Annotated in this window: 8 protein-coding genes; 2 read left to right on the top strand and 6 right to left on the bottom strand. The window is 71.8% G+C overall.

Features of this window, described 5'->3' with window-relative positions:
- Nucleotides 1–10: 10 nt before the first annotated feature.
- On the top strand, nucleotides 11–1453 hold the full coding sequence (locus tag GUY60_RS27875; RefSeq protein WP_312866454.1) for an MFS transporter: 1443 nt from the start codon (nucleotides 11–13) through the stop codon (nucleotides 1451–1453).
- 52 nt (nucleotides 1454–1505) lie between these two features.
- Here GUY60_RS27875 and GUY60_RS27870 read toward each other — a convergent pair whose 3' ends face one another.
- The 3 genes from GUY60_RS27870 to GUY60_RS27860 all read right to left on the bottom strand — a co-directional run bounded on the left by GUY60_RS27870 (nucleotide 1506) and on the right by GUY60_RS27860 (nucleotide 4841).
- Complete coding sequence (locus GUY60_RS27870) at nucleotides 1506–1991, bottom strand: MarR family winged helix-turn-helix transcriptional regulator (RefSeq protein ID WP_161702679.1); 486 nt, start codon at nucleotides 1989–1991, stop codon at nucleotides 1506–1508.
- A gap of 57 nt (nucleotides 1992–2048) precedes the next feature.
- Nucleotides 2049–3275, bottom strand: coding sequence for an FAD-dependent monooxygenase (locus GUY60_RS27865; protein ID WP_187370144.1), 1227 nt, complete (start codon nucleotides 3273–3275; stop codon nucleotides 2049–2051).
- Nucleotides 3276–3344: 69 nt separating this feature from the next.
- Nucleotides 3345–4841 carry an MFS transporter gene (locus GUY60_RS27860; protein ID WP_161702677.1) on the bottom strand — a complete coding sequence of 499 codons (1497 nt, stop codon included), beginning with the start codon at nucleotides 4839–4841 and terminating at the stop codon, nucleotides 3345–3347.
- Nucleotides 4842–5044: 203 nt separating this feature from the next.
- Between GUY60_RS27860 and GUY60_RS27855 the strand changes: the two genes are divergently transcribed.
- On the top strand, nucleotides 5045–6088 hold the full coding sequence (locus tag GUY60_RS27855; RefSeq protein WP_161702675.1) for a LacI family DNA-binding transcriptional regulator: 1044 nt from the start codon (nucleotides 5045–5047) through the stop codon (nucleotides 6086–6088).
- 80 nt (nucleotides 6089–6168) lie between these two features.
- Here the strand turns inward: GUY60_RS27855 and GUY60_RS27850 are convergent, their stop codons facing one another.
- From GUY60_RS27850 to GUY60_RS27840, 3 genes are read right to left on the bottom strand one after another with little or no spacing between them, the layout of a single operon-like run.
- On the bottom strand, nucleotides 6169–6879 hold the full coding sequence (locus tag GUY60_RS27850; protein WP_161702673.1) for a sulfite exporter TauE/SafE family protein: 711 nt from the start codon (nucleotides 6877–6879) through the stop codon (nucleotides 6169–6171).
- Nucleotides 6876–8282, bottom strand: a complete 1407-nt coding sequence (locus tag GUY60_RS27845) for an amidohydrolase family protein (RefSeq protein ID WP_161702671.1) — start codon at nucleotides 8280–8282, stop codon at nucleotides 6876–6878. Before GUY60_RS27845 ends, GUY60_RS27850 begins: the two co-directional genes overlap by 4 nt.
- A complete protein-coding gene (locus GUY60_RS27840) occupies nucleotides 8279–9820 on the bottom strand; it encodes a uracil-xanthine permease family protein (RefSeq protein WP_312866453.1) in 1542 nt (513 codons plus the stop codon). The genes GUY60_RS27845 and GUY60_RS27840 overlap by 4 nt, the downstream gene beginning before the upstream one ends.
- Nucleotides 9821–9931 lie beyond the last annotated feature (111 nt).

The following is a 9931-nucleotide window of genomic DNA, read 5'->3' as shown; positions in this document are numbered from 1 at the left end:
ACCCAAGGAAGTGTGGATCGTGACCCCCAACTCCCCCTCCCCGAAGGCTGATTCGGCCAAGTCGGCCACATCACCCGCCTCCGCGCCCTCTGTGCCCTCCACGCCCTCCGCCAGACGAGCTGCCTGGGCCGGATTCATCGGCACCGCCCTGGAGCAGTACGACTTCGTCATCTACGGCACCGCGTCGGCCCTGGTCTTCAGCAAACTCTTCTTCCCCAACATCTCGCCCGCCGCGGGCATCCTCGCCAGCTTCTCCACGTACGCCGTCGGCTTCGCCGCCCGTCCCCTCGGCGGCCTCTTCTTCTCCCGCTACGGCGACCGGCTCGGCCGCAAGTGGGTCCTGGTGATGACGCTGCTGCTCATGGGCGGCTCCACCCTCGCCATCGGCTTCCTCCCCACGTACGGGCACGTCGGCATCCTCGCCCCGATCCTGCTGCTGATCTGCCGCATGGCGCAGGGCCTCGGCGCCGGTGCCGAACAGTCCGGCGGCGCCACCCTCCTCACCGAGACCGCGCGGCCAGGCCGCCGCGGGCGTACCGCGTCCCTGGTGATGTCCGGGGCGGCACTCGGCACGGCACTCGGCGCCGCCGCCTGGATCCTCGTCCAACTCCTGCCCGATGAGGCGGTGTTGACCTGGGGCTGGCGCCTCGTCTTCGCCAGCAGCCTGCTCGTCACGGTCACCGCGCTGATCCTGCGGCGGAAGCTGCGCGAGAGCCCCGTCTTCGAGGAGATCAAGCAGGACCGGGCGGAGCCCCCGGCGCCCGTCAAGGAGGTCTTCACCCGCGGCCGCAAGCCGCTGCTCCTCGTCATCCTCATGAACGTCGGCTCCAACGCCCAGTCGTACACCTTCCAGGTCTTCATGGCGTCCTACCTGATCACCACGGTCGGCGTCGCCGAGGACTTCCCGCCCAAGGCGCTGCTGCTCGGCGCGCTCTGCGGATCGGTCGCCGCCTTCGGCTTCGGCACCCTCTCCGACCGGCTCGGCCGACGGCCCGTGTACGCCGCGCTCATGGCGTCCCTCGTGGTGCTGCCCGTACCGGCGTTCCTCGCCGTCAACACCGGCTCCGCGGTGGCCATCACCATCGTGATCTGCCTCGGCTTCATCCTGCCCGCGTACGGATCGGTCGGCGTCCAGACCAGTTTCTTCCCCGAACTGTTCGGCAGCCGCTACCGCTACGCCGGGGTCACCATGGGCCGCGAGATCTCCGCCGTACTCGGCGGAGGCATCGCACCGCTCGTCGCGGCCGGACTGCAGACCGCCTTCGGCGGCTCGTGGGTCCCGATCGCCGCGTACATGATGCTGATCGCGGCCGTCAGTACGTGGGCCGCCCTCAAGGCCCCCGAAACCCTCGACCGCGACCTCACCGACCCCCGCGACGCGGGCGCCGTACCCGAGCGCCCGAGCACCGGCGTGCCCCGACAGAAGGGCGCCGGGCTACCGACCGAGGCGTGACAGGAACCTGCCTCCACGACCACGAGGAGAAGCCGCGATGAGGGTGGGCCGCCTACGCCTTGGTCGCCCGGTCGTAGGCGGCCACCGCCCGCTCGAGGAACGCCGCCACCGTGGCCTGCTCCTCGGCGGTCATGGACTCCGCGATCGCGCCGATGCCGACGACCAGGGGCTCGACGTGTTCGAACGCGGCCTCCTCCCAGCGCTCCGCCGGTGTCACGAGCACCTTGCGCCGGTCGCTGGGATGCGGCTGCCGGCTCACATGCCCGCCGTCCGCCAGGCGGTCGATGACCAGCGTCATCGCCGCCGTCGACGTACTGAGTTCGCGTGCCAGTTCGCTCGGCGTCGCCGGTCCGGCGCTGACGAGCCGGTCCATCACCGCGAGCCCGGCGGGATCGACGTGCATCTGCCGGCCCAGGTACCGCTCGAACCGCTGCTGGCGGCGGGTCAGGTTCCGCAGCTGGTCGCGGATGGGACCCTCCGCCGGGGCCGCGGGCCGGGCATCGGTGGGCTGGGGATCGGTGGGCTGGTTGGCCGTCATGGCGTGGAAGGTGCTCCTGGATCGCTGAAGGCGTTGGCAGTCAATGATGCGTGAGAGCTACAGGCTGTAGGAGGGCAGGGCGAAGGTGTCGGCGGGCGGGACGAAGAAGCGGTTCAGGCGCCCGGCCACGCGGGGCCGGGCAGCGGCCCGCAGGACCAGGTGAAGGGTGCGGATGCCCGCCCGCGTACGGGGTACGGCGACGCGCGGTACGCCGGGCGGCAGGTCCTGGGCCCGCTCGGCGTAGGGGCGCAGGATCTCCTCGTAGCGGGTGAACGCCCGTTCGTGGCGGGCATGGTGGGCGAGTTCACCGGCCAGGACGTACGCGCCGGTGAGGGCGAGGCTGGTGCCCATGCCGCTCAGGGGCGAGGGGCAGTACCCGGCGTCCCCGAGCACGGCGACGCGGCCGTGGGACCAGCGGGGCATGCGGACCTGGCTGACGCGGTCGAGGCAGAAGTCCGGCGCGGTGTCCATGGCCGCCAGGACGCGGGCCGTCTCCCAGCCGGCGTCACGGAAGACGCGGTGCAGGAGCTGCTTCTGCGCTTCCGGCACCAACTTCTCGTGCTGCTCGTCCGCGTGCGGCGGGGAGAGGAACGACAGCGAGGCGCGCGCGGTGCCGCGGTTGTCGGGGCGCAGGGTCACCACGCGTCCCCCCGGAGCGTTGTACCAGCGTGCCCAGCGCCCGTCGGCGGGCTCACCGGGGATGGTGAAGTAGGCGGTCGTCAGGCCTACGGGCCGGGTGTCCGCCGCGTCGCCGGGACGGCCTGGACGGCCTGGACCGCCGAAAGCGAGGTCACGGGTGCGGGAGTGGGCGCCGTCGGCGGCGACGACGAGGTCGAAGACCCGCTCGGCACCGCCGCGGAACGTGACCCGCACCCGCTCGTCGCGCTGCGACAACTCGGTGATCTCGTCGGCGAACAGGTACTCGGTGTAGGGCCGCGTCTCCTCGTACAAGAGGCGGGACAGGTCGGCGCGGAGGATCTCGAGCTCGGCGACCGGGCCCCGTCCGCCGAAGGCTCCGGAGGGGAGAGCGGCCTTCCCGTGGTCCGCCCGGTCGACGAACCGGATGCCTTCCTCGCGGGTGGCGTGGGCGTGCAGCGTCCGTTCAAGTCCCATCTTGCGGGCCACGGCGCGTCCGGCGCCGCGCAGGTCCACGGTCTGTCCGCCCTCCCGTACGGCGGGGGCGCGCTCGACGACCGTGGCCGCGAGGCCGTGGCGGTGCAGCCAGTAGGCGAGGGCCGGGCCGGCGATGCCCGCTCCCGCGATCAGCACATTCCGATGGGTCATCGCGCTCCCTCTCGTCCCGCGCCGTGTCCGACCTGGCTCTCCTGCGCTCCCCGCGCGCCGGTCCGGGGATCACACCGTGACGTCCTGCTTCGCGCCGGGGCCGGCCGAACTGCCCTCGGAGGCAGCGGAGTTGACGCCGTGCTGCTCCTCCTCGGGCCGGCCCTTCCTCGGCAGCAGGAAGGTGATGGCCAGGAACGCCGCGAGGAGGCACGCCTGGACGATCAGCGCGTGGTGGAAGCCGGTGGTGAAGTCGCCGGTCTTGGCCTGCGCGAAGAACACCGAGCCGAAGATCGCCACACCGATGGAGCCGCCGATGGCCTGTACCGCGGACAGCACGCCGGAGGCGGAGCCGATCTCGTCGTCGTCGACCGCGGCGAGGATGAAGCTGAACAGCGCGGCGATCACCATGCCCGCTCCGACACCGGCCACCGCCACACCCGGGGCGATGTCCCAGATCGAGAACGAACCGGCGCTCAGGCTGCCGAGTTCGAACCAGAGCACCGCCGCACCGGCGAGTTGAATCACCGGCCCGACCTGGAGGACCTTGCGGCCGATCTTGTCGGCGAGGAACGCGCCGCTGACCGCGCCGCCGATCGCCGTACCCACCGCGAGCGGCAGGTTGCCAAGGCCCGCGTCCCCGGCGCTGAAGTGCTGGCCGATCTGCAGGAACAGCGTGAGCACGAGTTGCGTGCCGATCAGCCCGCCGAAGAACAGGGCGATACCGCCGAGCCCGACGGTGAAGGCGGGCTTGCGCAGCAGGCCCGGGGTCACCAGGGGCTCGCGGCCCGCCGCGGCGGTGCGGCGCTGCTGCAGCGCGAACAGGCCGAATCCGACGACCGAGGCGGCCATGCACAGCCAGGTCCACAGCGGCCAGCCGTCCTCCTGACCCTGGTTCAGCGGCAGCACGAGCAGCGCGCAGGACGCCACGACCAGGCCCGCGCCGGCCAGGTCGACCCGCACGGTGCGGTCGCCCCGCTTCCTCGGGACGAACTTCGCCGCGATGGCCAGGGCGGCAAGCCCGACGGGCAGGTTGACCAGGAACACCGAGCGCCACCCGAGGCCGAAGAAGTCGCCCTCGATGAGAAAGCCGCCCAGCACCGGGCCGATGATGCCGCCCAGGCCGAGCACAGGACCGAAGATCGCGAAGACCTTGGTGAGTTCGGGCCCGGAGAAGTTCTCGCGCAGCAGGCCCAGGCCCTGCGGGAGCAGCATCGCTCCGGCGGTGCCCTGGAGCAGCCGGAAGGCGATCAGCGACTCGATGTTCGGCGACAGCGCGCACAGCAGCGAGCTGAGCGTGAAGGCCGCAAGGCCGGTCAGGAACATCCGGCGCCGCCCATAGCGGTCACCGAGCCGGCCGCCCAGGACCAGGCCGGCCCCCAGCGTGAGGGCATAGCCGCCGATCACCCACTGCAGGCCGACGGAACTGGCACCGAGGGACTCCTCGAGCGCGGGACCTGCGACGTTGACGATCGACGCGTCCAGGAGGTCCATGACCTCGGCGACGATCATCACCACGAGGATCAGCCAGCGCCACCGGTACGGCTCGGTGGTCGGGTCGGCGCTCATCTTACCTCAGTTCATTGACTACCAATATTCTTAGCAATATCGAGAGTAGCCAGTGCCCCGCAGATGTCAACCGCATGTCAACCGCGCCCCGTTCCGCACCCAGTTCCGCACCCCGCTTTGCACACCACCGGTCCCGACCTCTCGTGGCGTCGGCGAAAATGGCTGTACGCACCGTCCCCCGTGAGCGAGGAGCATCCGCGCCGATGGCCACTTCCGCCTCCCACCCGAGGCCGCCGACGATCAGCGATGTCGCACGCGTCGCCGGGGTCTCGCGTACGACCGTGTCGCATTCCCTCAACGGGCTCGGCAAGGTCGACCCCCGGACGCGGGAACGGATCAAGAAGGTCGCGGCCGAACTCGGCTACCGGCCCAACCTCCGCGCCCAGCGCCTGCGTCGCGGCCAGGCCAAGGCCATCGCGCTCGCCTCGTCGATGCCGTTCGCGGTGGCGGGCGGGCCGTCCCGGCTGGGCTTCTACATGGAGGTCGCGGCCGCCGCCGCGGAGAGCGCGCTGCTGCACGACTACGCACTCGTCCTTGTGCCGCCCGTGCAGTCGGGGTCCGCGCTGTACTCCGTCGACATCGACGGCGCCATCGTCGTCGAACCCGACGCGCAGGACGCCGCCGTGGCCCAACTCCGCGAGCGCGGGCTGCCGTACGTCGCCCTCGGCCGGCCGGTGGCACCCGACGACGACGCCCCGTACGTCGACCTGCGCGGCGGGCAGGTCGCGGACGTGCTCCTGGCCCACCTGCACGCACAGGGCTCGGAGCACCCGGCGCTGATCGTCGGATCGGGCGCCCGGCACTCCACCGTCGACGCGCTCGCCGCGTACGAACGCAGCGCCGCCGCACACGGCTGGCAGCCGATCGTGCGGCGGGTCCCGGAGTCCGGCGGCGAACAGGCCGGGTACGAACAGTGCGCCGCCCTGCTCGCCGAACACCCCGAAGTCGACGCGGTCTGCGCCCTCGTGGACGCCTTCGCCGTCGGTGCGGTCAAGGCCATCCGGGACAGCGGCCGCTCCGTACCCGACGACGTCATGGTCGTCACGCGGTACGACGGGCTGCGCGCCCGCACCTGCGAACCGCCCCTGACCGCCGTCGACCTGCACCTGGACCAGGTGGCGGCCGCGGCGGTCGACCTGCTCCTGGCGCGGCTGCGCGGCGACACCGACACCACGTCGACGGCGATGGCACCGGAGCCCCAACTGATCATCAGGGCCTCGTCGGTACGGACACCGCGCCCCGAGTGATCGGGGCGGACACCGCGCCCCGAGTGAACCGGGCCGGCCCGCGAGGGCCGGCCCGGTACGGCCGCCGCCTCCGCCTCCGCTCAGAACCCGAGCATCAGCACAAGCCCCGACACCAGCGCGAAGACCAGCACGAACAGCCGCATCCTGCGCGCGTCCAGGCGGTGGTGGACCAGGCGGCTCAGCCACGCGCCCACGGCGATCGCGGGCAACAGCAGCAGCGCGTCGCCGACCTCCGCCACCTCGGCCTTGCCGGTCGCGAACAGCAAGGCCAGCGAGGCGACTTCACCCACGAGGAAGCACGCGGCCACCGTCGAACGCAGCTCGGCGGGGGACCGGTGCTGGTACACGAGGGCGAGCGGCGGACCGCCCACCCCGGTCGCCGTCTCCGTGAGGCCGGTCACCGCGCCCGCGCCGAGGAACGCGCCCCGGCCGGGTGTGAACGCGGGCGCGGCCAGACTCACCAGCGCCGCGAGGACCGTCGCGACCCCGACGAACAGGCCGAGGCTGCGCTCCGGGATCAGCCAGAGCAGCGCGAGCCCGGCCGGGGTCGCGGCAAGCCGCGCCCCCGTGATCCAGCCCGCGCCCCGCAGGTCGAGCGAGGCCCGCTCGCGCCAGGCGACGTACAGGTTCAGCGGAATCATCGACGCCAGGACGAACACCGGGACCAGGCCGGGATCGACGATCCCGGCCACGGGCGCCACGATCAGCGCGAACCCCAGACCACTGCTGCCCTGCACGAACGCGGCGACCACCACCGTGACCGCGAGCACGGCCAACGTCACCACACTCACAGCGCCGTGCCCCGCTCCCGCTCGCGCGCCACCATGGACGTGGGGTGCGCTCGCGTGACAGCGGCCCGACCCACCACGGAACGCGCCAACTCGGCTGCCCTGCGCACCAGTTCAGGCCCGTCCCAGTCGGTGGGCAGGCCGTGCCACATCCGGAGCCGGCCCTCGACGAACACGGCCGTGATCTGGTCCCGGTTGCCGCGCCGCACCAACTCCCAGGGCAGGTCCCAGGAGAACGCCAGCTCGGGCGTCTCGATGTCGACGAGCAGGAAGTCGGCGGCCAGACCCGCGGCGACGGTACCCGTGCGCGCACCCAGGCCGAGCACGTCGGCGCCGCCACGGGTGGCGTGCTCCAGCCACGTCCAGCCCGCACCGCACGACGAGTCGCCGGTGGCGAGTCCGTACGTGAGGCGCTGGGCGAACTCCGCGGCCTCCGTGAGCCGGAAGCCGTCACCGCGCGTCCCGTCCGTGCCGAGCCCGAACCGCACACCGCGCTCGGCCATCGCGGTCGCGGGCGCGACGGCGTTGCCCTTCCACGCGCTGGCGACCGGGTTGTAACTCACCGCCGTACCGGTGTCGGCGAGCAGCGTCAGCTCGCGCGGCGTCAGCAACGTGGCGTGTGCGCCCAGGAGTTGGGGCCCGAGCGCGCCGATGCTGTGCAGATACTCAAGGGGCCGAAGGCCGTGCCGTACCAGCGAACGCTCCACCCCGGCGAGGTGCTCGTTCACATGGATCTGCACGACCGCCCCGGCCTCGGCGGCGAGCCGCGCGGTGCCCCGCAACGTCGCCTCCGTGGCGGCCTCGGGGATGGACACGGCCAGCGAGGCATGGACGAGCGGGTCGTCCGCGTACCGGGCCAAATGCTTCTCGGCGCCGGAGAGAACGGACCGGTCCGTACCCTCCGGGTCGTCGTCGGCGTCGTTGCAGACAAGGCCGAGAACACACCGGATCCCGGCGTCCCGCGCGGCGGCCGCGACGACCTCCACATCGACATCGGCCCGCGTACCGGCGTCAGCGACCGTGGTGAAACCGCCACGGAGTGCCTCGTACGCCGCCAACTTGGCCGCGACGTAAGCCGATTCCTCGTCCAGCGCGCCTTCCAGCGGCACCCACACCCGGCGGAAGATCTCCGAGGGCTCCCCGAAGGCGAGCGCCGAGCCGAAGCTCTGCGTGAGGTGGTGGTGCGCGTCGACGAACCCGGGCATGAGGAGTTGCCCCGGCAGCGGTACGGCCCGCAGTTCCGGATACGTACGCGCCAACTCGTCCACAGGACCGACGGCCTCGAACCGGCCGCCGTCGACCACGACCGCGAGGCCGTCGACGGGACCTTCGGGCAGCATGACCGCGCCGGGGGCGAGGAGCAGCGGGCCGGGGGAGGAGAGCGACTTGGGGTCGGGCTTGTTCATCGTTCGCTTTCTGTACGGGTGGTGCCCAGGCGGGCGGCGATGCCCGGCCTGACGTGATGGAAGAGGACGTTGAGGACGGCGGCGGTGAACGCGCCGACGGCGACGCCGCTTTCGAGCAGGATGCGGACGTTCGGCGGGAAGCCGCCGTACACGCCCGGCACGAGGATGGGCAGCAGGCCGAGCGCGAGCGCGACGGCACAGATGAACGTGCTGGTGTGCTTGTCGAGGTCGCTGCGGCCGAGCATCTGGATGCCGAGCACGGTGATGACGGCGAACACGACCATGGCGGTGCCGCCGACGACCGCGGACGGGATGACGCTGATGACCCGCGTCACCGGGGCGAGGAAGCCGATGACGATGAGCACCACACCGGCCGCGGCGGTGACATAGCGGCTGCGTACGCCCGTGACCCGGACGATGCCGATGTTCTCGCCGCTGGTGACGATCAGCGGAAGCCCGAAGAAGCCACCGAACAGCGAGGTGAGCGCGTCACCCCGGACCGTCTTCGGCACATCGGTGCGGGTGTCGATCTTCTTGCCGACGGCCTCCGCGTTGATGACGGTCTGCCCGGTGGCCTCGGCCATCGAGGCCAGGCTGTAGAGCATCAGCGGCAGCGCGGCGACGAGATTGAACTCCGGCGAGCCGAACGGCATCAGCTGCGGCACGTTCACCAGACCGCCCCCGGCCGCCTGCCCGAGGTCGACCGCACCGGTCACGACCGCGAGCACGGTGCCGCCCAACAGGCCGAGCATGACGGCGAGTTGGCGCAGTACGCCGGAGAAGAGGAGGTAGAAGACGACGGTGAACCCGATCGTCGCCATGCCGAGCCCGAGGTTGCCGGGATCGGCGAAGCCCGGTGTGCCGGGGCGCCCGGTGACGAGCACCGCGCCCACCTTCACCAGGTTGACGCCGACGATCACGATCATCGTGCCGATGACCAGGGCGGGGAAGAACCTGAGCAGCCGCGAGAACACCGGCAGCACGACAAAGCAGAACAACGCGGTCAGGACGACCGCACCGGTCGCGGTACGCACACCGTGCTGCTCGGCGATGGCGAGGAACAGGATGAGCGGCGCACCGCCCGGCAGCATCACGAACGGCAGCCGGGGCCCGAACTTCCACGGCCCGAGCGACTGGATCAGCGACCCGACACCGGACAGCACGAACGCGGCGGACAGCAGATCGACGGTGAGCCCGGCACCGAGGCCGAGCGTCGCACTCATCAGGAAGATCGCCGAGATGGGGGTGGCGGCCATGACGAGCACATGCTGAACCCCGAAGAGGAGGATCCGCCCCAGGGGGCGTGACTCGTCGACGGGATGCACAGGCGGAGGGCTGCCGTCGCCGGTCGCGACGGCATCCGCGGGACGGTGATCGGCGCCTGCGGGACGCTCGTCGGCGTCCACGGGGCGGTGGTCGGCATGCATGGGCGGGTGGTCGGTGGAGTCGGGGGACTCCTCGACCGGCTGGGCGGCCGCTGCGCGGCCTGGGGTGGGCGAGGGCGCGGGTCCTGGCCGGCTCTGGCGGGGACTGGACACGTTCGGGCTCCGTTCGGGCGTACGGCACACGCTCGGATTCTTCAGCCGCGATCCGGCCCTGGACGGAGAGCCAAATCGATTTGGCCAAATCGATTTGGTCGTCAGTATGGG

The sequence above is a fragment of the Streptomyces boluensis genome, from assembly GCF_009908195.1.
In the GTDB taxonomy this organism is placed as follows: Bacteria; Actinomycetota; Actinomycetes; order Streptomycetales; family Streptomycetaceae; genus Streptomyces; species Streptomyces boluensis.
The sequence above is the reverse complement of the archived record's forward strand: the minus strand, read 5'-3'. Positions and strand labels throughout refer to the sequence as shown.

What these genes read in the sequence shown, in the direction of transcription:
- GUY60_RS27855 (WP_161702675.1), top strand. Translation starts at nt 5,045, where the DNA reads ATGGCCACTTCCGCCTCCCACCCGAGGCCGCCGACGATCAGCGATGTC.
- GUY60_RS27860 (WP_161702677.1), bottom strand. Translation starts at nt 4,841, where the DNA reads ATGAGCGCCGACCCGACCACCGAGCCGTACCGGTGGCGCTGGCTGATC.
- GUY60_RS27865 (WP_187370144.1), bottom strand. Translation starts at nt 3,275, where the DNA reads ATGACCCATCGGAATGTGCTGATCGCGGGAGCGGGCATCGCCGGCCCG.
- GUY60_RS27845 (WP_161702671.1), bottom strand. Translation starts at nt 8,282, where the DNA reads ATGAACAAGCCCGACCCCAAGTCGCTCTCCTCCCCCGGCCCGCTGCTC.
- GUY60_RS27870 (WP_161702679.1), bottom strand. Translation starts at nt 1,991, where the DNA reads ATGACGGCCAACCAGCCCACCGATCCCCAGCCCACCGATGCCCGGCCC.